We start from the raw sequence: 22,192 nt of genomic DNA on the forward strand, positions 1-22,192 counted from the left end.
ACAGCTCTATCACGGTCGCGCGATATGCATCGCGAAGCGCGCGGTGCGAACGTCGCTGCCGCCGGGCCATAGCGGCTCGTTCGCGATCAGGTTTTCGAGCTTGTAGCCACAGTCCGTGAGAAAGGCCGCGAGCGCAGCGGGCGTGTTCCCCATGTCGAACGTCGCCTGGCCGAACTCGAAGATCACGCAGGCGATGCGAGATTCTGCGAGCATGGCGCGCGCGCCGCGCAGCACCTGCAGCTCGGCCCCCTCGACGTCGATCTTCAGCAGATCGATGCTGCGGATCGCGTTCGCCGCGCAATAGTCGTCGATCGTCGTCGCAGGCACCGTGTCGCGGCGCACCGGCCCAGGGTCGATGCCGTAGTCGGCGAAGGGTCGGTCGGCGAGCGAGTTGAAGGCACGGAACGGCCCGTCGTAGCTGTGGAGCTGGACGCTGCCTGCATGGTCCGACACCGCGACGGCGTTAACGACGAGATTGGCGATCCCGCGTATGTTCTCGCGCAGCTCGGCGGCGACCCCGGGATTCGCCTCGAAGGCGTGAACCGTTCCGCCGACGGCGAGGCTTGCGAACAGGCGGCTCAGTTCGCCGAGATGCGCGCCGACGTCGAACACCGTCATGCCGGGTCGCACGGTCTGGTGATAGAAGGCCCGCTCGGCTTGCTCGACAGCCTCGAACGACGCCGCGCCGGGCTGAAGACGCGCCGCGATCCTTCGCCAGAGATCGGCGGTGCTCACAGCGCTGCGCCGAGGATGGCGTCGAGCCGCTCGGCGCGGCGGTCGAAATTATGGTCTGCGAGCGTCCGCCGCTGGCCGGCCGCGGCGATGGCGGCGCGTTCGGCCGGATGGTCGGCGAGCCAGGCATAGGCCTCGATCGCCTCGTCGGCGCAGCCGTAGGACACGACCTCGCTGCCATCGGCGAAGAGTTCGCTCAGATTGTCGCGGCGATCGGTCAGCAGGCAGGCACCGACCCCCGTCGCTTCGAACAGCCGCATGTTGGAGGCGCTGCGCGGCGAGATATCGATATGGGAATTGAAGGTGACATGGCTGTCGCGCAGCGTCGCGAACATCGCCAGTCCGTACAGCGGCGGGCGGTCCGGCGAGGCCAGTGCCGGCACCTGCGGTGTCCCGCGTAACCGGTCGAGCCAGCGGCGCCGACGCGACCGCGTGTCCCCCGAGGGCGACCAGATTTCGAGCGGTGTTTCCTCGACCAGCCGCGCCAGCAGTGCGGCGCGCCCCCGGTGATAGCCGTCGCGCTGCCACACCGATCCGATGAAGCTGAAAGCAACCGACGCGGAATCGGGTGGGGCGAGCTGCTTGAGGATGCGCGGCTCGAAGCCATGGTCGACGTGATGCGTATCGAGCCCCGCGGCGCGGAACTCATCGACGATCTCGGGCACGCACGACAGCGCGATGTCCCATTCGCGCATCACCGTGAGGTCGCGATACGGCGCGCCGCACCAGCCGACGATCAACCGCAGCGACGGACAGGTCGCGCGCAACTGGCGCAGATAGGCGGGCGTGAAGGTCGAATAGTCCGCGATTAGCAGGATGTCCGGTGCGAAGGCCGCAACCTGCGCCGCGGTGACTGCAAACACTGTCTCGCAATCTGCCGCCAAGCCATTCTCGATCGCCCAGCGCGCCTGCAGCGGCGCTGCGTTGGCGATCAGGTCGCACGTCGCATAGCCGCGTCGTGTCAGGGCCGCGGTCCAGAAATCCGACGAGGCGGCGCGGTCCGCGATCAGCGCAGTGTGCTGCTCTGCATAGGGTGCGCCGACGAGCGCCGGGCGGTCGCGGTAGAAGCAATGCAGATAGGCGGCGTCATAGACTCCCAGCTTGAGCAGTCGCGCCATGCAGCCAACGTGCCCGCGGCGCGCGGCGAGAGCAAGGGCGGCGACTGGACGCCGCGCCGCGACGCGTTCATGCTGTGTGAACCAGTCTGTGGCTTTGGGGTAGCGTCGAGCGGTGAGTGATTTCGCCCATAGCCTTGACCGCGACGGCCCGGACGAACGGCGCCCGACGGCCAGCAGGCGAATTCCCCTTGCCCAGCCCGATCTCGGCGTCAACGAGGAAGCCTATGTTCTCGAGGCGCTGCGCAGTGGCTGGATCACGTCGCGAGGCAAGTTCGTCGACCGCTTCGAACGCGAGTTTGCCGATGCCGTCGGCAGCGCGGGTGCTCTGGCAGTGTGCAACGGTACCTCGGCTCTCTATCTTGCCATGTTGGGCCTGGGCATCGGCCCCGGCGACGAGGTGCTCGTCCCCAGTCTGAGCTTCGTCGCCACCGCCAACGCCGTGCGCTTTGCCGGCGCCGAGCCCGTCTTCGTCGATATCGACCCGGCGACGTGGTGCATCGACCCGCAAGCCCTGGCCGCCGCGATCACCCCGCGGACCCGGGCGATCCTCGCCGTCCACCTCTACGGCCATCCTGCCGACATGGATGCGATCAACGTCATCGCGGCGCAGCACGGTCTTTTCGTCGTCGAGGATGCAGCGGAGGCGTTCGGCGCAACCTACAAGGGCCGGCCGGTCGGTGCGCTCGGCGACGTCGGGGTGTTCTCCTTCTACGGCAACAAGATCCTGACCGCGGGCGAGGGCGGTGCAGTGACCGCTGCCGACCCCCGGCTCCTTGCGCGGATGCGGCTGCTGCGCGGCCAGGGCATGGACCCCGACCGCCAGTATTTCTACCCCGTCATTGGCCACAACTTCCGTCCGACCAATATAGCCTGCGCGCTGCTCTGCGCGCAGCTCGAGCGGGCACCTACGATGCTGAGCCGCCGACGGCAGATCTTCGCGCTGTATCGAAAAGGTCTGGCGGGCATTGCGGGGATCGGCAGGCAACCCGTCACGCCGGATGCGCGGCAGTCGCCCTGGCTGTTCAGCATGACCATCGATGCCGTCGTGTTCGGCATGTCGCGCGATGCACTGATGGCGCGACTTGCGGCGCTGGGCATCGAAACGCGACCCTTCTTCATCCCCAGCCACCAGCTGCCACCCTATCTCGACGCCGCGACCCGCCAGGGCGCTAAGCTGCCCGTCACCGACCGGGTCGCGGCGAGCGGGATCAACCTGCCGACCTTCACGACCCTGCCCGACGCTGCGATCGCCGAGATCTGCGCGGCGATCCGCAAACTGGCTTCGCGAGGAGAAGCCGCATTGCAACTATCGGCCTGACGCCCGAGTTTTTTCTGGGCTGGCAGGGCGCGCGCGACCTGTTTCAGCATATCGCCCAGTGCCTCGTCGCTGCTGCCGACGGTGATCAGATCGAGATCGCTCTGGGACGGGATGATCCGGGGCCTCTCCGGCGCACGGTTCGCGCTATTCGCCAGGCGGTCGGGTCGCGACCGTCCGATGCGGACGCCGTCGCCCTGCAGGTTCGTGAGCTGGTCGGCCCGGACATTCCGCTCGGTGACGGGCACGACGCCGACGTCATCGGGCCGTTCTGGACGGCGCAGGCGAAGTCCCAGAAGACACCGTGGGTTGGCTATATTGCTGACCTCCAGCATCGCAAGTTGCCGGAGCTGTTCTCGCCGGCCGAGCGACGGGCGCGCGACCGCGGCTTCCGGCGGCTCCTGCATCATGCGGATACGGTCCTCGTGCATGCCGGGGCGGTGCGTGACGATATCCTGCGGGAGTATGGCAGCGCCGCGCGCATCGTCGTGATTCCCTTCGCTCCGTGCCCCGAGCCCTGGTGGTTCGACGAGGACCCGACGATCCTGACGCGCTACGGTATCAAACGGCCCTTCTTCATGTGCTCCAACCAGTTCTGGAAGCACAAGAACCACCGCGTCCTGCTTGCCGCGATCGCCGAGGCCCGGCGCACCGGCGCCCCGATCCACGTCGTTTTAACGGGCGCCACCTCCGACCATCGGCACCCGGCTTATCTTGCCGAGCTTCAGGCTGAGATCGCAGACGCGGGGATCGCCGACGACGTCCGCATCCTCGGCCTGTTACCGAAGGCCGATCAGTTGAAGCTGATGCGGCACGCAACGGCGGTCGTTCAACCAAGTCTTTTCGAGGGCAGCCCGGGCGGAGGGTCGGTCCACCATGGCATTGCACTCGGCAGGCCAACGGTGGTTGCCGACTTACCGGTCAACCGAGAAATCTCGGACCTGGTGACGGCGTATTTCGACCCTCATGATCCGCATATGCTTTTGCATGCGCTCAAGAAGGTCGCATCACATCAGAGCGAAGCGAGTGATGAAGGCCTTTTACTGATGGGGCTGCGAAGGCGTCGCGCCGCCGGGGAAGTCATCAAGGCTGCCTTTCTGGAAGCCGGCTCGGACCGCAGGCTGAGGCAGTGAGAGCGGACCGACCTGGACGACATTGCCAAAGGCGAGTGCGCGTCCGTCCGCTCCCGAGTTCAGGTCTTTACACCGGAGGAATGGCGAACTCGGCGGCCGCCGACCGGGTTTCCGGCAGGATATATGCGATGCCCGGCGCGTGGCCGAAAGTCGGCTGAATGAAGCTGTCGTAGAACGCCGTCGCGACGTTCACGCAGCCCAGCGACACGCGCTTTTCGGCCGCCGTCGTGCTGCCCAGCCGCTCGACGCGGCTGCGCGCGCCCATGCCCGGCTTGCGGTCCGAGGCGCGGTGCAGCGACACCGCCGCGTCGTAATCGATCCAGACGATGTCCTTGCCCGCCATGTTCTTGCCCGCCTCGAGGACGAAGCGGCCAGCGGGCGTGATGCGTTCGGCGGGCGCGATCGCCGATAACTTGCGGGTCCCGATACCCGGCGGCGAATCGTCACCGCGCGCAAGGCCGAGCAGCACCGGGGTTGTCGCGCGCACCATGCCCGAAGCGTCGAAGAGCATCAGGCGCGCATTGGCCTTGTCGACCACGATGAAGGCGTTGCCGCCGTTGTCCCGCGACGCCACCACCCAGTCGACGACGCGCCGCGCCTCGGGCGACATGACGACGTAAGGTGTGGTGGCAGTGGCTGCGGCGGCAACCCCGGCTGACAGGGCGACGGCAACGGCGAGCGCCCGGGGGAGTTGGCGAATAATCGGGAAAGCCTTGCAAACAGTGCGAATAATTCGGTTAGCATTTCCGTAATTAAAGAACCAGCAATGATCTGTTAATCAACTGGGCGTTGAGGATGGTTTCTGTGCACTGCGCACTGCGCGCGAAACCGTGTGTGAAGCCGAACCGCGACACGATGGCGCAGTAACGGATCAACTATTCGGAAGTCAGCCGCTGATTCAGTCGCAGTATACTCGGGTTAACACCGCGATAAGGACAGGCCCGGTAGTTACCACATATGTCCCGGCCCGGCTCGACCGGCTCAAATGACACCTGCCTGCTGTCGGCGACTCACAAGGGTCTTCGGCAGCGGCGCCGGGACTTCCGTTGGCACTCTTCCCTCGGCGATCCGCGACGACAACGCCCACGCCGGGAAGGAATTTGGTTTGCGTAAGCGTCTCCCGCTCATTGTCCTGCTCTGCGCCGGGACAGCCGTGTCGGCCCAGCAGCTGCCCAGCGCCGGCGGCCAGTTGCAGCAGATTCCGCCGCCGCCCGCGCCGCGAACCGAGATCCCCGAAATCCGCGTCGAGCGTGCCGGGGCCGCCGCTACACCGGCCGATGCCGGGCCCGGCTTCCCGGTCACGGCCCTGCGCATCACAGGGCAGACGGCATTCACCGAGGCCGAGCTGCTGGCGGTAACAGGCTTTCAGCCCGGCGCGACGCTCAACCTCGGCGACCTGCGCGCCATCGCGGCGCGGATCACCGATTTCTACAGCCGCCAGGGCTATTTCGTCGCCCAGGCCTATCTGCCCGCGCAGGCGCTGGAGGGCGGCAGCGTCACCATCGCCGTCATCGAGGGGCGCTATGGCAAGGTCACGCTTAACAACTCGAGCCGCCTGTCCGACGGCGTTGCCAACAAGGTGATTGCCGGCCTCGACCCCGGCGACATCGTCGCCAACGCGCCGCTCGAGCGGCGCTTGCTGCTGCTGTCCGACATTCCCGGCGTCGCCGTCCGCTCGACGCTGGTGCCCGGCGAGGCGGTCGGCACCTCGGACCTCGTCGTCGACGTGCTGCCGGGGCGCAGCGTCACGGGCAGCGTCGAGGCCGACAATGCCGGCAACCGCTACACCGGCTATTTTCGCCTTGGTGGATCGCTCAATTTCAACAACACGCTCGGGATCGGCGACACGATCGGCGTCCGCGCGCTCGTCTCGGATCGCGGCCTGACCTATGTCCGCGGCTCATACCAGGCGCCGCTGTTCGGTGTGACGGTCGGCGTCGCCTATGCGCGGCTCGATTACCGCCTGTACCGCGAGTTCAAGAGCCTCGACGCGCACGGCTCGGCCGACATTGCCAGCGTCTACGCCAGCTACCCGCTGACCCGCTCGTACAAGGCCAACCTCAACCTCCTCGGCGGCGTCGACTTCAAGCGTTTCCGCGACGACATCGATTCGGTCGGCGCCACCAGCCGCAAGCGCTCGACGGTCGGCTTCGCGGGCCTTGCCGGCGACTGGCGCGGCAAGGGCAGCGCGAGCTATGCCTCGGCCGTCGTCAGCACCGGCGACCTCGACATCCGCACGCCGGCGGTGCGCGCGATCGATGCGCTGACGGCGCGCAGCAACGGCGGCTTCACCAAGGTCGCGCTGGCGGCGGGGCGCGTCCAGACGCTGTCGGGGCCGCTGTCGCTGTCGGTCGCGGCGCGTGGCCAGCTGGCGTCGAAGAACCTCGATATCTCCGAGAAGATGGAGCTGGGCGGCGCGTACGGCGTCCGTGCCTATCCCGAGGGCGAGGCATACGGCGACCAGGGCTATGTCGCCACCGCCGAGCTGCGCTTCGACCTGACCGCGCTGTCGCAGCGCGTGCCCGGCGACGTCCAGCTGTTCGCCTTCATCGACAACGGCGGCGTTACCTTCAGCCGCGACCGCTTCTTCGCAGGCTCCAACAGCACCAACCTGACCGGCGGCGGCGGTGGCGTCAGCTGGTCCGCGCCGGGCGATTTCCTCGTCCGTGCCTCCTACGCCCACCGCATCGGTGACACGCGTGTCGTCTCCCAGCCCGACAAGACGGGGCAGTTCTGGGTCCAGCTCACCAAGCTTTTCTGAACAGGGAAATCGTCATGCGTAGCCAGACCCTTGCCGTATCGCACCGCCACACCCTGCTGCTCGGCGGCGCGGTCGCCGCGCTGATCGCTGGCCCCGCCCTCGCCCTGCCGACCGGGGGTGCGGTCGCTGCGGGTGCCGCGACGATCAGCGCGGCGCCCGGCCAGATGACCGTCGCCCAGTCGACCCAGAATGCCGTGATTAACTGGCAGAGCTTCGGCATCGGGGCCGGGGAGGGCGTTACCTTCGTCCAGCCCAACAGCCAGTCGGTGGCGCTCAACCGCGTCGTCGGGCAGGACCCCAGCGCGATCCTCGGCAGCCTCAGCGCCAACGGGCGCGTGTTCGTCGTCAACCCCAACGGCGTGCTGTTCGGGCAGGGCGCGCAGGTCAACGTCGCCGGCCTCGTCGCCTCGACGCTCGACATCGCCGACGCCGACTTCATTGCCGGCAACTACCGCTTCAGCGGCGATAGCACGGCAGGCGTCGTCAACCACGGCACGATCGCCGCCAACGGCGGCTATGTCGCGCTGCTCGGTGCGACGGTCAGCAACCAGGGGCTGATCGCGGCACGGATGGGCACCGTGGCGCTCGCGGCGGGGTCGGCGGTGACCCTCGACGTCACGGGCAACGGCCTGCTGAGCGTCGCGGTCGACAAGGGTGCGGTCGGCGCGATGGCGCGCAACGGCGGCATCATCCGCGCCGACGGCGGCCAGGTCGTGCTGACCGCCAACGCCGCGAACAGCCTGATCCGCACCGTGGTCAACAACACCGGCGTGATCGAGGCACGGTCGGTCGGCAGCCGCGGCGGCGTGATCATGCTGCTGGGTGAGGGCGGCGGCATCGACGTCGCGGGGACGATCGACGCGACGGGCAGCGGCGCGGGCGAGCGCGGCGGGCGGATCGTAGCCACCGGCACCGCCGTCACGCTGGCGAATGCGACGATCGACGCCTCGGGCGCGGCGGGCGGCGGCACCGTGCTGCTGGGCGGCGGCTATCAGGGACGCGACGCGAGCGTCGCCAATGCGAGCAGCCTCGACTTCGGTTCGACCGCGACGGTGAAAGCCGACGCGACCGGCAGCGGCGACGGCGGCACGGTCGTCGCCTGGTCGAACGGCGAGACGCGCGTCGCGGGCACGATCAGCGCGCGCGGCGCGGGTGGTACCGGCGGCCTCGTCGAGACCTCCGGCGCGCATGTCGTCTTGGGAAAGACGGCGTTCGTCGACACGCGCGGCACCGGCGGCACGACCGGCCTGTGGCTGCTCGATCCGGTCGACTATAAAATTGCCATCGCGGGCGGCGACGAGACGCCGTCGCAGGTGACGATCAGCCTCGCGAGCTCCAACCGCCTGATCGTCGCCGATCACGACATCACCGTGTCCGACGCCGTCACCTGGACGACGCCGCAGACCCTCGAGCTGCGCGCCGGCAACGACGTGCTGATCAACGCCGCGGTCACCGCGAGCACCGCAGGTTCCAAGCTCCGCCTCGTCGCGGGCCGTGACATCCGCGTCAATGCGGCGGTCACGGCAAGTGCGCTGGGGTCGCTGATCGACTTCAACGCCGGTCACGACATCGTCCTGAACGGCGCGCTGACCGCGAGCGGCGGCGGCGCGGTGCTGCTGATCGCCGATGCCGACGGCTCGGGCGGGCTGGCGGGCGGCACGGTGCGGCTGAGCCCGCTGTTCCCCGTCACCTCGGTGTCGAAGACGATCTACTACTCGCCCGAGAACGGCTATGGCGCGCCCAACGACTATACCGGCTTCACGGCCTATATGTGGGTCTTCGCGGGGGCGCTCGACAAGGTCTACGACGGCACGACGCCTGCGACTTTGACCTTCCGCGGCGGCGACCCGACGGTCGGCGGATCGAAGGACGTGCGCCTCGTCGGCGGCACGGCGAACTTCAACAACCCCAATGTCGGCACGCTGAAGCCCGTGACCTTCAGCGGCGTCGGCCTCGCCGGTGCCGATCAGGGGGCCTACGCGCTGTTCGCCGCCGCGGGGATCACCACGGCGTCGATCACGCCTGCTGCGCTGACCGTCACCGCGAGCAATGTCGGCAAGACCTACGGCCAGGCGGTCGGCTTCACCGGCACCGCCTTCACGTCGGCGGGCCTCGTCAACGGCGAGACCATCGGCACGGTGACGCTGGCGAGCGCCGGGGCCCCCGCCACCGCGAGCGTCGCGGGCGGGCCGTATGCGATTCAACCCAGCAACGCGACCGGCGGCACCTTCGCGGTGTCGAACTACAGCGTCACCTACGTCAACGGCGTGCTGAGCATCAACCCTGCGCTGCTGACCGTCACCGCCAACAACGCCGTCAAGATCTACGGTGACGTCAAGGCGTTCACCGGCACCGAGTTCACCGCGGCCGGCCTGAAGAACGGCGACACGATCGGCACGGCGACCCTGGTCAGCGCCGGTGCGCCCGCCACCGCAAGCGTCGCGGGCGGGCCGTATGCGATCATCCCCAGCAATGCGGCGGGCGGCAGCTTCGTCGCGTCGAACTACACGACAAGCTACATCAACGGCACGCTGACGCTGACCCCGGCCAGCCTGGTCATCGCGGCGAACAGTGCGAGCAAGGTCTATGGCGACACGTTGACCCTGTCGCCGACGGGCTTCGTCGCGACGGGCCTGAAGAACGGCGACACCGTCGGCAGCTTCACCGCGACCAGCGCCGGCACGGTGGCGACCGCTGGGGTCGCAGGCGGCCCCTATGCGATCAGCGGCAGCGGCGCGGGCGGCGGCACCTACATGCCGGGCAACTATGTCGTGACCTATGTCGACGGCGCGCTGACCGTGACCCCGGCGGCACTGACCATCACCGCCAACGACGCGTCGAAGCTAGGGGGGACCGCACTGGTCTTCGCCGGCACCGAGTTCGCCGCCGACGGCCTGAAGAACGGCGACACGATCGCCCGGGTGACGCTGGTCAGCGACGGTGCCGCGAGTGCGGCGACCGACGGCCCCTATGCGATCGACGCGAGCAACGCATCGGGCGGCAGCTATGTCGCGAGCAATTACGCGACGACCTACACGGCAGGCACGCTGACGGTGGCGAGTGCGACGGTGCCGCCGGTCCCGACGCCGACCCCGACGCCCACGCCTACTCCGACGCCCACTCCGACCCCCACGCCTACGCCTACGCCCACTCCGACGCCGACGCCGACGCCGACTCCGACCCCGACACCAACTCCGACTCCGACTCCGACTCCGACCCCCACTCCGACGCCTACGCCGACGCCGACGCCTACTCCGACGCCGACGCCGACGCCGACCCCGACACCAACTCCGACGCCAACACCGACCCCCACTCCTACCCCAACGCCCACGCCCACGCCCACGCCCACGCCCACTCCGACACCGACACCGACGCCGATCGCCGATGGCGGTCTGTCGGGCGAGGGGCAGCGCTTCGTCGGCGACGATGTCGGCTCCGGGCAGGAGAATGGCGGCGGCGCAGGTGTCGTGGCGGTCGCGGCTCCCGCAGCGGGCGTCCAGTTCGCCGTGCTGAACGGCGGCGTGCGGATGCCCGCGGCGGCACCGGTGGCAGCACCTGCAGTCGAGGCCGCGGCACCCGCCGCCGTGGCGCGCCCTGCGCCCGCCGCGCCGGTGCCCGTGATGCGGGTCCCGAAGCCCGACCGCAACTGAGCCGGGGGGCACAGTGACGAGCATGCGGCGCGTGGTGCTGGCGGGGACAATGGTCTTCGCCAGCATTGCCGCAACTCCGGGCCGGGCGGCAACGCCGGTCGAGACGCTGACTGCCTGGGTCGTCGCCAGCGGCGACAATCGCGGCGTGCCCTTCGCGGTCGTCGACAAGCAGGCGGCGCGCGTCTTCGCTTTCGACGGCGCCGGACGACCGCGCGGGGACGCCCCCGTCCTCCTCGGCCTGGCGCGCGGCGACCATTCGGTGCCGGGCATCGGCGACCGGCCGCTCGCCAGCATCACGCCCGCCGAGCGCACCACGCCTGCAGGCCGCTTCGACGCCGCGATCGGCACCAACGCTGCGGGCCGCCGCATCCTGTGGGTCGATTACGCCGCCGCCGTCTCGCTTCACGCGGTCGTCACGGCGAAGCCGCGCGAGCGCCGCCTCGAACGCCTTGCGTCGCCGACCCCGGCCGACAACCGGATTTCGTACGGCTGCATCAACGTGCCCGTCGCGTTCTTCGCGGACACCATCGAGCCGCTGTTCATGGCCAGCGGCGGAGTCGTCTACGTCATCCCCGAGGTCGTCCCGCTGACCGAATTCTTCGTCGGGCTCGCCGCACCGGCTCGCTGATCCACTTGCCGCCGCAGCGCGGTGTGCATGACGGGCGCGCCGATATCGCGGGCGCGGAAGTGATCAACCTCACCCGGTCGCATACCCCGCGTTTCGCGGCCGAGCAGGCGGACATCGGCGCCCAAAATAGGGACCAGGCTGGGTCTCAACTTACAGGTCGGTGGAGCCTCACTCACCGCGCGCAAGCGGTCATCGGCACGTTGACGTAGACCTGGCGGACGGCCGACACCGACAGCGCGCCGGCACTGCTCGCGATCACCAGCGGGCTCGCGACCTGCGCCATGTCGATGCCCTGCTTGGCGAAACACTGCAGCGGAATGCTCAGCGTCGTCCATTCGCCCGGCTTGCTCGCCGCCAGCGTCGCGGGAAGCGCGATGGTCGCGACCTTGCCCGCCGTGTCGGCCATCGCCACCGTGACCGGCCCGACGGGCGCGGTGTCGACGCGAAACTCGACGGTCAGGCTGATTTCACCGTTGGTCTCGCGCGTCAGGTCGACCGGCGCGGGCGGCGTCAGGCGCAGCTCGGCGGGGCCGGTCCAGGTGAGGCGGCGCGAATCCTCCTGGCTCGCCCGGTCGACGGCCGTGACGACGAGCTTGCCGCCCGTCGACTGGCCGACCGCGCCGGTCAGCACGGCCACGGGCCCGCCGGGCTCGACAACGGCGAAGTTCCAGCCCTCGGGCACCGCGCCCTTGGCGAACAGGATGCCGCCGGTGTCGCTGGCCAGCCCCGCGGGCCGGGTCTCGTCGAGGGTCGGCACGGTGCCGGGCTTGGCGTAGCTCAGGCCATAGCCATAGGCGAAGAGCGGGTCGTAGGGCTTGTCGCGGCGGTTGAGCAGATATTGGTCGGGGCGCCGCGGCCAGGAGAAGCTCAACTTGCCGCGGAAGTCGTGCGCGATGCCGCCATCGGGCTTGCGGAACAGCACGTCGGCGATGGCAGCGCCCTCGCTGCCGGGCAGGAAGGCGGCGACGAAGGCATCCGACGCGTTGATCTCGGCATTCACCCACAGCGGGCGCCCCGACAGGAACACCGCGACGACGGGAATACCCGCCGCCTTGAGCTTGCGCAGCAGCGCGAGATCGGACTTGTCGCCGGCGCTGTAATCGAGCGTCGCGCGGTCGCCCTTGAACTCGGCATAGGGCTGCTCGCCGAAGACGACGATGGCGGCGGCGGGCGTCTTCGTGAAGCTGCCGTCGGGGGTCAGCGTCGCGCGGCCGCCGGCGGCGGCGACGGTGTCGCGGATGCCCGTCCAGATCGAGTGCGCGTTCGGGAAGGCGCTGTTGGGCATGTCGTCGCCCTGCCAGCTGAGCGACCAGCCGCCGGCCTGCTGGTTGATCTTGTCGGCACCGCCGCCGGCGACAAGAATCTCGGCGTTCGGGCGCAGCGGCAGGGTGCCCCGCTCGTTCTTGAGCAGCACCAGCGAGGCGCGTACCGCAGCCCGCGCGATCTCGCGATGCGCGGGCGCGTTGATCAGCTCGAACTTGCCCGCCAGCGGCCGCGACGACGGGCGACCCTTCTCGAACAGCCCGGCGCGGATCTTGGCGCGCAGGATGCGGCGCACCGCGTCGTCGAGCCGCGCCTGCGGGATCGTCCCCGCCATTGCCTGGGTGAGCGTGTTGGCGTAGAGCTTCTTCCAGTCGGGCCCCGAATACATGAACATGTCCATCCCGGCGTTGATCGCCGCGGCGCAGTCCTCGTTGGTGCAGCCGGGCACCTGGCCATGGCTGTTCCAGTCGCCGACGACGAAGCCGTCGAAGCCCATGCGGACCTTCAGCACGTCGGTCAGCAGGCTCTTGTTGCCGCTCATCTTGACGCCGTTCCAGCTCGAGAAGGACGCCATCACCGACTGGGTGCCGGCCGCGATCGCCGCGGGGTAGCCGCCCAGATGGATGTCGCGGAAGTCCGCCTCGGGCAGGCGCGTGTCGCCCTGGTCGCGCCCGCCGGTGCCGCCGTCGCCGAGGAAATGCTTGGTCGTCGCCAGCACGTGGCTCGAACTCAAAAACTCGGGCGTGCCGACCTTGCCCTGCAGCCCCTCGATCGTCGCGGTCGCATAGTCGGCGAACAGCGCAGGCTCCTCCGAATAGCTCTCGTAGGTCCGCCCCCAGCGGTCGTCCTGCACCACCGCAAGCGTCGGCGCGAAGGTCCAGTCGAGCCCGGCCGCCGCGGTCTCGAGCGCCGTGACGCGTGCGATCTCGCGCACCAGTGCGGGGTCGCGCGCCGCGCCCAGGCCGATGTTATGCGGAAACAGCGTCGCGCCGAAGATGTTGTTGTTGCCGTGGACCGCGTCGGTGCCCCAGATCACCGGGATCTGCGGCCGCCCGTCGCTGCGGGTCATCGAGGCGTCGTAGAACTTGTCCGCGAGCTTCAGCCACTCGGCCGGCGGCGCTAGGGGATCGCTGTTCGGGTCCGAATTTCCGCCGTTGAGGACCGAGCCAAGCTTGTAGGTCAGCAGGTCGGCGGGCGTCAGGCTGCCGATGTCGACCTGCAGCAGCTGGCCGACCTTGTCCTCGATGCTCATTTTGGCAAGCAGCGCGTCGATTTGCGCCTCGACCTTGGCATCGCGTACCGGGCGCGCCGCGACCTTCGGCCAGAGCGCGGGGTTTGCGACGGGCGACAGCGCGGGCTGCGCGGCGGCTACGGCAGGCAGCGAAACCCCGGCCAGCGACGCGGCGATCATCAGGAAGCGCAACGCAATTCTCCTAGGCGACGGCGGGGGCGCCGGCATTGGTCTCGACACCGGCGACCGGATGGGCGCCGCAGTAGCGTCCGAACAGCGCGATGCCGGCATAGCAGAGCGCCGGCACGAGCAGCGCGCCGCGCAGCGACGTCGCGTCGGCAGCGAAGCCGACGAGCAGCGGGATCACCGCGCCGCCGACGATCGCCATGCAGATGATCCCCGACCCCTCCGCGGCGCGCGGACCGAGGCCCGCGGACGCGAGGCTGAAGATCGTCGGGAACATGATCGAGTTGAACAGCCCGATGCCGATCAGCGCGACGCCCGAGATGGTGCCGCTGGTCAGGCCCGAAACCGCGAGCAGCGTCATCGTGCCAATCGCCGCGCACAGCAGCACCGTCGAGGGCGCGACGCGCCGCATCAGCGCCGCGCCGATGAAGCGCCCGACCATCGCACCGCCCCAGTAGAAGGCGACCAGCTCGCCGGCGGTCTGCGCGGTCAGGCCCATCGTGTCGCGCTGCATCAGGTAATTGACGAGCAGCGAGCCGATCGCGACCTCGGCACCGACGTAGAGGAAGATGCCGAGCGTACCGAAGGCGAAGCGCGGCCGGCGGAGCAGGTCGAACGCCGCCAGCACATTGCCACCCGGCGGGGGCAGTTCCTCGCGCAGCCGGTTGCGCCGGATCCAGACGAGCGCCGCGACGACGAGGAGCGCGACCGCGATGCCGAGATAGGTCTGGTCGATGACCCGCGTCTCCTGCGCGCGGTAGGCTGCAAGCGCAGCGCCGGTCAGCCTGGTCTCGTCGACGACGGGCAGCGAGCCGAGGATGATGATCGCACCGAAATAGGGGAAGACGGTCGTGCCGAGCGAGTTGAACGCCTGTGCGAAGGTCAGCCGCGCCGGCGCGCTGGCGGGCGGCCCGAGCAGCGAGATCAGCGGGTTGGCGACGACCTGGACGATGGTGATGCCCGACGCGAGGACGAACAGCGCGCCGAGAAAGGCGACGAACATGCCCGACGACGACGCCGGGATGAACAACAGGCACCCCGCCGTCATGGTCAGCAGCCCGACCACGGTGGTGCGCATGAACCCCAGCCGCCGGACGAGCGCCGCGGCAGGCAGCGAGACGAGGAAATAGCCGAGGAAGAACGCCGACTGGACCAGCATCACCTCGCCGTAGCTCAGCGTGAACAGGTGCTTGAGCTTGGGGATCAGCACGTCGTTGAGACTGGTGATCCCCCCGAAGATGAAGAACAGCCCGAAGATGAAGATGCGCAGGTCGGCGACGCCGCCGGTGACCTGGCCGGTCGCGGGGGCCGGGGTCGAGGAATTCAACGCCATGACGGTCTCACCAGAACTGCCGCCGCCCGGCGGAATGGCGGCGGCGGCATGCGCCAGGCACATGCCGCCGCCGAGTTTGACGATGTCCGGGGAAAGATCGACATCATCGATACCAAATTGATCGAACGACCTAGAAGTTCAGCCGGGCGCGGGCGCCGAAGGTGCGCGGCGGCTGCAGGTTCGACAGGAACACCGGCGCATAGCGCGTCGGTCCGAAGGTCGAGGCGTTGGTGCGGATCTTCCCGTCCTCGATGTTCTGCACGAAGGCCTCGAGCAGCCACTTGTCCTCGGGCGCGGTGTAGCGCAGCGCGAAATCGCTGCGCGAATACGACTTCTGCTTGTCGAAATCGGTGCCATAGTTGACCGGCACGCCGCCGACGACGCGGTTGGTCCGGTCGCCGTTGAAGAAGCTCAGCCAGCTGCGCGTCTCGTAGTGGATCGTGCCGCGCGGCGTGATCGTCCCGCCGCCCGCCAGGTGGAAGTCGTGCTCGTAGGTCGCGGTCGCCGAGAAGCGCGGGGCGTGCGCCAGCTCGTTGCCTTCCAGGTCGCGCTGGTTGGCGACATTGCCCGCATCGTCGAAGCGGCCGTCGACGGTGATCAGCGTCTTCAGCTTGGTCTTCTGGACGGTCGCAGCGAGCTGCAGCCGGTCGTCGTCGGTGAAGTTGGCCACTGCCTCGGCCTCGAAGCCGTAGGCGGTCGCACCCTCGGCGTTCTCGGTGACGATCTGCGACGCGATGACATTGCCCGCGGAATCGCGCGTGTTGCGGACCTGGTTGACCTGGTAGTCCTTGAAGTCGCTGTAATAGGCGGCGAGGTTCAGGGTCAGGCGGCGGTCGAACAGGCGCGTCTTGATGCCAACCTCATAGTTGGTGATCGTCTCCGGGTCGGTGGTTTCGCCGCCGTCCTGGATGTTGCCGCCCTTGAAGCCGGTGCTGACGCTGGCATAGCCCAGAGTGTCCTGCGCCAGGTCGGCATCGACGCGCGCCAGCCAGCTGAGCTTGTTCCAGCTGCCCTTGACGTCGTTGTTCGAGATCGAGAACGCCCCGCCCTGCGCGTTGAGCAGCGCGACGAGCTCGGCCGCGGTCGCGTTCGGGAACTGGCCGAAGATGTTGACATTGCACGGCCCGGTCGCGGGGCAGCCGAAGGCGGTGACGTTGCGGCCGCCGATGTCCTCCTTCTTGTCGTGCGTGTAGCGCAGACCGCCGGTGGCGCGCAGCGCGTCGCTGACGTTCCAGGTCAGCTGGCCGAAGCCGGCGAGCGAGTCGATCTGGCGGTTGGCCTGGATGAAGCTGCCGACGAAGGCCCGCGTGCCGCCGAAGCGGTAGCCGTCGCGCTGGTCGACGTCGAAGCGGATATAGTTCTTCTCGTGGCTGTAATAGACGCCCGCGATCCAGTCGAAGGCCTGCTCGCCCGCCGACTTGAGCTGGAATTCGTGGCTCATGAAGTCGAAGCGCGAGGCGATCGTCGCGTTCTCGCCGAAGCCGCCGAGGAACAGCAGCTTGGTCGGATCGGCGGGATCGAAGCCGCCGGTCGGGGGCAGGGCGCCGGCGTCGGCGTCGGTCCGCGTGCTGCCGCCGATGCGCGAGAAGCCGGCGATATAGGTCGCGGTGATGCCGTCGGTGATCGAGTAATCGATGTTGCTGCGCACCGCGACCGAGTAGCGGTCGGTGTCGGGCGCGGTGTCACTGAGCGTCGACCAGCGCTTGGTACCGGGCCGCGGCGTCTGCAGCAGGCCGATGACCGGCGCGCCCTTGTCGAGGAAGCCCTCGGCGCTGAGGTTCCAGGTCAGCCGGTCGCTCGGCTTCCACAGCAGGCTGACGCGCGCCGAAGACTGGTCGCGGGCGTAGTATTTCTTGCCCGAGGTGACGAAGGCTGCGGGGTCGATGCCGGGGGCGTTCGGGGCGGGCTGGAAGTCGGCATAGCCGTCGTTGCGCTCGGTCGCGAAGCCGATGCGCAGCGCCAGCGTGTCGCTGAGCGGCAGGTTGAGCGCGCCGCGGGCGCCGAAGCGCTGATAATCGCCGGCGATCGCCTCGACATAGCCCGAGACGCCGTCGAAATTCGGCTTGGCGCTGACGAAGCTCAGCGCGCCGACGGTGGCGTTGCGGCCGAACAGCGTCCCCTGCGGCCCGCGCAGCACTTCGATGCGCTCGAGGTCATAGGCCAGCACCGATGCGCCCTGCGAACGCGGGCTGTAGACGCCGTCGATGTAGATCGCGACTTCGGGGTCGGCGACCTCGGTATAGGCGCTGTCGTTGCCGATGCCGCGCAGCGTCAGCACGACCGCCGACTGGTCGCCCTGCTGGCTGAACTGCAGGCTGGGGACGAAGCGCGCGAGGTCGGTGATGTCGCGGACCTGCTGGCGGTCGAGCGTTGCCTGGCTGAATGCCGAGATCGCGATCGGGGTCTTCTGCAGGCTGCTCTCGCGCCGAGTCGCGGTGACGATGATGTCGCCCTCGTCGACGCCGGTGTTGGCTGGCTGCGCCGAATTCTGCGCCTCGGGTGGCGGCCCCGACGGGGCGGCGGTCTGGGCGACGGCGGCCGTTCCGGCGAGGAGCGAGGCCACGAGGGTAAGCGCGGAAATCTGGTAATTCATCGTTAATTCCTCCCTGAGTCGCCCTCAACGTGGCTTGATGCCCGTGTCTTGCGGATTGACAGCGTTGTCAAATCGTATTCGACAGCGTTGTCACTTATTTTCTGTTGATGTGTTCCGGAAGCTGCGGTGACGCTGTAAGGCGTATGAATGGATGGGGAGGCACCAGCGCGGACGAGCGGTCAGGACGCGACGCGTCAGCTGTTCCTGCTGTCGATCGGCGTGTTCTTCATCGGCGGCTTCCTGACCGCGATCGTCAGCCTGCTGGTGCCGCGCTTCCGCGCCGTCTTCGACCTTGGCTATGCCGAGGCGCTGATGATCCAGTTCGCGTCGCATCTCAGCTATCTGATCTTCGCCGTGCCGATCACCGCGATCATCGTGCGCAGCGGCTATATGCGGTCGATCGCCACCGGCCTCGCCGTGATGGCGCTGGGCTGCCTCGCGTTCGTCGCGGCGAACAACAGCCGCGATTTCGGCCTGGTGCTCGCGGCGCTGCTGCTGCTCGCGCTCGGGATCACCTTCCTGCAGATCGCGGCGAACACCGTCGTGACGATCGTCGGCCCGGCGGCAGACGCGGCGTCGCGACTGACCCTGCTGCAGGGGTTCAACTCGCTCGGCACAGTGCTCGGACCGCTGCTGACCGCGCCGCTGCTGCTCGCCGGGGCGAGTGGCGCGGCACCGTCGGATTTCTCGGTCGGCCTGCCTTTCCTGCTGTGCGCGCTGGTGCTGGCGGGCTTGGCGCTCGCCTATTTCTGGCGGCGCGAACTGCTCGGGCGGCAGCAGACGGCAACCGACCGGCTGCCCAGCGTCGACAATCTTCGCCTGCTGCTGCGCGACCGGCGGCTGGTCGCCGGCACCGCGGCGATGTTCGCCTATGTCGGTGCGGAGGTGACGATCGGCGCGCTGCTGACCAACTACCTGATGCGCGGCGAAATCCTCGCCGCGAGGCCGGTCGTCGCGGGGCAGATGGTCAGCCTCTACTGGGGTGGCGCGATGATCGGGCGCTTCGCCGGCGCCGCGCTCATGCAGCGGCTGGCCCCCGCCCGCGTGCTGATGGCCGCCGGCGCCGCGGCGACGATCCTGACCTTGGTCGCGACGACCGCGAGCGGCGTCACCGGGGCGGCGGCGCTGCTGCTCGTCGGGCTGTGCAACTCGATCATGTACCCGACGATCTACGCCCTCGCGATGCCCGACGATCATCGCTCGGCACCACTCGCGTCGATGCTGCTGTGCATGGCGGTGGTGGGTGGTGCGATCGTGCCTGTGGTAACCGGTGTCGCGGCCGACGCCTCCAGCTTGGGCGCGTCGCTGCTCGTGCCGGCGCTCTGCTATGTGGGCATCGCGCTGTTCGCGCGATTTGTCCGGACATGAGGCCGGTCACCCTCAAGGACGTCGCGCTGCGCGCCGGGGTGTCGCCCAAGACCGTGTCGCGCGTCATCAACGGCGAGCTGCACGTCCGGCCCGAGGTGCGCGCCGCGGTCCAGCGCATCGTCGACGAGCTCGACTATCGCCCCAACGCCTTCGCGCGCAGCCTGTCGAGCTCGCGTTCCTACCTGCTCGGCCTGTTTCTCGACGATCCGGGGTCGGGCTATGCCGCCGACCTGCAGCTCGGCGCACTGATGCGCTGCCGCGAGCGCAGCTATCACCTCGTCGTCGAGCCGCTCGATATCACCGCGCCGAACTGGGCGGGGCAGATCATCGACAGCATCCGCGCGCTGCGTCTCGACGGCGCGATCCTGACGCCGCCGATCTGCGATTCGGAGGCGCTGCTCGACCTGCTCGACAGCGAGGGGCTGGCGTACGTCCGGATTTCGCCGCGCGGCGATGCGACGCGTTCGGGCCTGATCGAGATGGACGACCGCTCGGCGGCACGCGAGATGACCGAGCATCTGATCGGCCTCGGGCACCGCCACATCGGTTTCATCAAGGGCGATCCGGCGCACAGCGTGTCGTTGAAGCGGTTCGAGGGCTTCACCGACGCGATGACCGCGGCGGGCCTGACATTGCGACCCGGCGATGTTCGCGAAGGCGATTTCTCTTTCCGTTCGGGGTTGAGGATAGGCGAGGAAATGCTGGGCGGCACCGCCTTCCCCAGCGCGATCTTCGCGAGCAACGACGATATGGCGCTGGGCGTCCTGATCACCGCGATGCGGCTGGGGATCGGCGTGCCCGACCGCCTGTCCGTCGCGGGCTTCGACGACGCCCCGACGTCGCGCGCGGCGTGGCCGCAGATCACGACGATCCGCCAGCCGAAGGGCGAGATGGCGGCCGGTGCCGTCGATATCCTCGTCGACCCGAGCTACCGCGCCTCGCCGACCAGCGCCCATTTTCGGCGCCTGCTCGACTATGAACTGGTCGACCGGCTGAGCACGGGGCCGAACACGCGCGACGGTTCAAGCCAGCGTTCTTGAACGTAGCCGCTACTAAACTACGTGCCTCAAAAGAGCGTGGCCAGCGACGCTGCGTCGCTGGCCGGCTTGTCGCGCCGCCGAGTTAGAACTCAGGCCTCTTCTTCGAAGGTAACGGCAACGTCGCCGTTCGCCGACAGGCGGACCTTGTCGCCTTCGACGCCGGCGACCAGGCCGCCGGGGATGAAGTGGTGGTGGCCTTCGTGGCTGCCTTCGCCGCTGTCCTTCTTGGTCAGCTTGATGCGTCCGCCCTCGACCTTGTCGACGGTGCCGACATGGACGCCGTCGGCGCCGATGACTTCCATATGCTCACGAACCTGATCGATCATTTCGTAGACTCCTGATTGGGACGGGGGTGTAACGCGGCGTTTCCGCATGGGGTCCGTGGACCAGGCATATTGCGGATTTGCGAACGGGGCAGGGCGATCAAGGTCGCTGGACCTGTACCGCTTGGGCCGGCGAATCCGATCCTTGAACGACGATCTCGAGCCAGCGCCGGGTCGTCCCGCCGTCCCGCACGATCTGGCGGATCTGTCCCGTTGCATTGACGATGGCCGCGCCTGCCGGATTGGTCGTAAACGATGCCAGCGGCTCGAAGGCGCCGGCCGCGTCCCTGAAGCCGAGGACGTAATTCGCACGTGGCGCCAGCTCGGTGACGGCTGCCTCGAGCACCTGCACCAGGCCCTGATCGTACAACGCGACGGTGGTCGGCGCGGCACCGTCCTGGCCGGGCGGTCCCATGGCCAGATGAAAGGCATTGCCCGCGAGGCCCAGAGGCTGCAGCCCCGCCGTGCCGTCGCCGACCGGCACCGCGCCGGGAACATAGTTGAGGGCCTGCGCGCCTTGCCCGATCGGCACCCGCGCCACCACGTTGTTGGTGCGGGTATCGATCGCGACGAGCTCGTCGCCGCCCTCCAGACCGACATAAACGCGGGTCCCGTCGCCCGATGGCCAGATGCCGTGCGGCAGGCTGCCGACCGGGATCGTCACAACCTTGGTGAAGCGCCACCGGTCGAAGACCTGGACCTCGTTCAGCCCGCCGACGGTGACGTAAGCGAAGCGTCCCCGGGCGGTGTCGACGAAATTGACATGGTTGGTGATTGGTCCGGTGTCGAGGGTCGCCAGCGTTGCGAACGGTGGCGCGGCGTCGATGACGACGGTCTTGCCGATGTCCTTCAGCGTGTACCAGACCTGCTTGCCGTCGGGCGTCGCGGCGATGTTCGGGCAGAACGGGCTGGGCTGCGCGACACGCCCGGCCTCGGCGCGGGAAGCGACGTCGAACACCACGAGCGTCGGCGTGAACGACGAGCAGACATAGGCGTAGCGGCCGTCGGGGGAGAAGATCGTCATGCCCGGACCGTTCGGCGTCCTGACCCGGGCGACCTCGGCAAAAGTCGTGGCGTCGAGCACGGCGATATAATCCTCGCCGCGCACCGTGACCCAGACCTCGCGGCCGTCGGGGGTGTAGAAGGCCTCATGAGGCGAGCGTCCGACATAGGTCGTGTGCTTGACCGCATTGGTCGCGGTATCGATGAAGCTGACCCCGTTGGAGCCGATCGAGACGACCGCGATCGTTCGACCGTCGGGCGCGAAGCCCATGCCATGCACGAGGACCTGGCCACGGTAGAGCGGGCTGAAATTGGCGGGCTGCGGGTCGCCGAGGCGGATCACGCCGAGCAGCCGGTTGGTCGACGGATCGGTCACCGAGACCGTGTTCGAAAACTGCTCGGCCGCATAGACGCGGTCGCGGCTGCTGATCGGCGTGTCGGGCGCGGCCGCGGGGAAGGGCGCCTGCGCGGCTTGGGCGACGCCGGCCAGCGCGAGGCCGGCCAACATGGCAAGGC

General features: G+C 68.7%; 15 protein-coding genes. 7 read left to right on the plus strand and 8 right to left on the minus strand.

From position 1 onward, the window contains the following. Positions 1 to 9: 9 nt before the first annotated feature. Together FMM06_RS03075 and FMM06_RS03080 are read right to left on the minus strand one after the other, a co-directional pair. Complete coding sequence (locus tag FMM06_RS03075; RefSeq protein ID WP_143554742.1) at positions 10 to 735, minus strand: FkbM family methyltransferase; 726 nt, start codon at positions 733 to 735, stop codon at positions 10 to 12. Continuing rightward, entirely contained in the window at positions 732 to 1,850 is a 1,119-nt protein-coding gene (locus FMM06_RS03080) for a glycosyltransferase family protein (protein ID WP_143554743.1), read from the minus strand. Before FMM06_RS03080 ends, FMM06_RS03075 begins: the two co-directional genes overlap by 4 nt. Positions 1,851 to 1,962: 112 nt before the next feature. On the opposite strand from FMM06_RS03080, the gene FMM06_RS03085 reads away from it, so the two are divergent. Together FMM06_RS03085 and FMM06_RS03090 are read left to right on the plus strand one after the other, a co-directional pair. Then, a complete protein-coding gene (locus FMM06_RS03085; protein ID WP_143554744.1) occupies positions 1,963 to 3,168 on the plus strand; it encodes a DegT/DnrJ/EryC1/StrS family aminotransferase in 1,206 nt (401 codons plus the stop codon). A 38-nt stretch (positions 3,169 to 3,206) separates the two neighbouring features. Continuing rightward, positions 3,207 to 4,298: a glycosyltransferase gene (locus FMM06_RS03090; RefSeq protein ID WP_268900672.1), complete on the plus strand. Its 1,092-nt coding sequence runs from the start codon at positions 3,207 to 3,209 to the stop codon at positions 4,296 to 4,298. Positions 4,299 to 4,365: 67 nt separating this feature from the next. Here the strand turns inward: FMM06_RS03090 and FMM06_RS03095 are convergent, their stop codons facing one another. Beyond that, positions 4,366 to 4,908 carry a L,D-transpeptidase gene (locus FMM06_RS03095; protein ID WP_207790225.1) on the minus strand — a complete coding sequence of 181 codons (543 nt, stop codon included), beginning with the start codon at positions 4,906 to 4,908 and terminating at the stop codon, positions 4,366 to 4,368. A 495-nt stretch (positions 4,909 to 5,403) separates the two neighbouring features. Between FMM06_RS03095 and FMM06_RS03100 the strand changes: the two genes are divergently transcribed. From FMM06_RS03100 to FMM06_RS03110, 3 genes are read left to right on the plus strand one after another with little or no spacing between them, the layout of a single operon-like run. Then, on the plus strand, positions 5,404 to 7,059 hold the full coding sequence (locus FMM06_RS03100; RefSeq protein WP_235889042.1) for a ShlB/FhaC/HecB family hemolysin secretion/activation protein: 1,656 nt from the start codon (positions 5,404 to 5,406) through the stop codon (positions 7,057 to 7,059). Between the two features lie 14 nt (positions 7,060 to 7,073). Further along, complete coding sequence (locus FMM06_RS03105; RefSeq protein WP_143554748.1) at positions 7,074 to 10,709, plus strand: MBG domain-containing protein; 3,636 nt, start codon at positions 7,074 to 7,076, stop codon at positions 10,707 to 10,709. Positions 10,710 to 10,731: 22 nt separating this feature from the next. Further along, positions 10,732 to 11,337: a L,D-transpeptidase gene (locus tag FMM06_RS03110; protein ID WP_144237047.1), complete on the plus strand. Its 606-nt coding sequence runs from the start codon at positions 10,732 to 10,734 to the stop codon at positions 11,335 to 11,337. Between the two features lie 172 nt (positions 11,338 to 11,509). Here FMM06_RS03110 and FMM06_RS03115 read toward each other — a convergent pair whose 3' ends face one another. The 3 genes from FMM06_RS03115 to FMM06_RS03125 all read right to left on the minus strand — a co-directional run bounded on the left by FMM06_RS03115 (position 11,510) and on the right by FMM06_RS03125 (position 17,943). Then, positions 11,510 to 14,011, minus strand: a complete 2,502-nt coding sequence (locus tag FMM06_RS03115) for a glycoside hydrolase family 3 protein (RefSeq protein ID WP_144237048.1) — start codon at positions 14,009 to 14,011, stop codon at positions 11,510 to 11,512. A gap of 22 nt (positions 14,012 to 14,033) precedes the next feature. Next, on the minus strand, positions 14,034 to 15,350 hold the full coding sequence (locus tag FMM06_RS03120) for a sugar MFS transporter (protein ID WP_144237049.1): 1,317 nt from the start codon (positions 15,348 to 15,350) through the stop codon (positions 14,034 to 14,036). Positions 15,351 to 15,480: 130 nt separating this feature from the next. Beyond that, a complete protein-coding gene (locus FMM06_RS03125; protein WP_143554749.1) occupies positions 15,481 to 17,943 on the minus strand; it encodes a TonB-dependent receptor in 2,463 nt (820 codons plus the stop codon). A gap of 147 nt (positions 17,944 to 18,090) precedes the next feature. On the opposite strand from FMM06_RS03125, the gene FMM06_RS03130 reads away from it, so the two are divergent. Then, complete coding sequence (locus FMM06_RS03130) at positions 18,091 to 19,311, plus strand: MFS transporter (RefSeq protein ID WP_143554750.1); 1,221 nt, start codon at positions 18,091 to 18,093, stop codon at positions 19,309 to 19,311. After that, positions 19,308 to 20,351: a LacI family DNA-binding transcriptional regulator gene (locus FMM06_RS03135; RefSeq protein WP_143554751.1), complete on the plus strand. Its 1,044-nt coding sequence runs from the start codon at positions 19,308 to 19,310 to the stop codon at positions 20,349 to 20,351. Before FMM06_RS03130 ends, FMM06_RS03135 begins: the two co-directional genes overlap by 4 nt. 89 nt (positions 20,352 to 20,440) lie before the next feature. Here FMM06_RS03135 and FMM06_RS03140 read toward each other — a convergent pair whose 3' ends face one another. Continuing rightward, complete coding sequence (locus FMM06_RS03140) at positions 20,441 to 20,677, minus strand: DUF2171 domain-containing protein (protein ID WP_185965012.1); 237 nt, start codon at positions 20,675 to 20,677, stop codon at positions 20,441 to 20,443. A gap of 97 nt (positions 20,678 to 20,774) precedes the next feature. Continuing rightward, positions 20,775 to 22,184 (minus strand): YncE family protein, encoded by a 1,410-nt coding sequence (locus FMM06_RS03145; RefSeq protein WP_235889045.1) that lies wholly within the window; start codon positions 22,182 to 22,184, stop codon positions 20,775 to 20,777. Positions 22,185 to 22,192: the final 8 nt, after the last annotated feature.

Origin of the sequence: Glacieibacterium frigidum (assembly GCF_007097155.1) — a bacterium.
GTDB lineage: Bacteria > Pseudomonadota > Alphaproteobacteria > Sphingomonadales > Sphingomonadaceae > Glacieibacterium > Glacieibacterium frigidum.

What these genes read in the sequence shown, in the direction of transcription:
- FMM06_RS03080 (WP_143554743.1), bottom strand. Translation starts at nt 1,850, where the DNA reads ATGGCGCGACTGCTCAAGCTGGGAGTCTATGACGCCGCCTATCTGCAT.
- FMM06_RS03095 (WP_207790225.1), bottom strand. Translation starts at nt 4,908, where the DNA reads ATGTCGCCCGAGGCGCGGCGCGTCGTCGACTGGGTGGTGGCGTCGCGG.
- FMM06_RS03105 (WP_143554748.1), top strand. Translation starts at nt 7,074, where the DNA reads ATGCGTAGCCAGACCCTTGCCGTATCGCACCGCCACACCCTGCTGCTC.
- FMM06_RS03110 (WP_144237047.1), top strand. Translation starts at nt 10,732, where the DNA reads ATGCGGCGCGTGGTGCTGGCGGGGACAATGGTCTTCGCCAGCATTGCC.
- FMM06_RS03115 (WP_144237048.1), bottom strand. Translation starts at nt 14,011, where the DNA reads ATGATCGCCGCGTCGCTGGCCGGGGTTTCGCTGCCTGCCGTAGCCGCC.
- FMM06_RS03120 (WP_144237049.1), bottom strand. Translation starts at nt 15,350, where the DNA reads ATGGCGTTGAATTCCTCGACCCCGGCCCCCGCGACCGGCCAGGTCACC.
- FMM06_RS03125 (WP_143554749.1), bottom strand. Translation starts at nt 17,943, where the DNA reads ATGAATTACCAGATTTCCGCGCTTACCCTCGTGGCCTCGCTCCTCGCC.
- FMM06_RS03130 (WP_143554750.1), top strand. Translation starts at nt 18,091, where the DNA reads ATGGATGGGGAGGCACCAGCGCGGACGAGCGGTCAGGACGCGACGCGT.
- FMM06_RS03135 (WP_143554751.1), top strand. Translation starts at nt 19,308, where the DNA reads ATGAGGCCGGTCACCCTCAAGGACGTCGCGCTGCGCGCCGGGGTGTCG.
- FMM06_RS03140 (WP_185965012.1), bottom strand. Translation starts at nt 20,677, where the DNA reads ATGATCGATCAGGTTCGTGAGCATATGGAAGTCATCGGCGCCGACGGC.
- FMM06_RS03145 (WP_235889045.1), bottom strand. Translation starts at nt 22,184, where the DNA reads ATGTTGGCCGGCCTCGCGCTGGCCGGCGTCGCCCAAGCCGCGCAGGCG.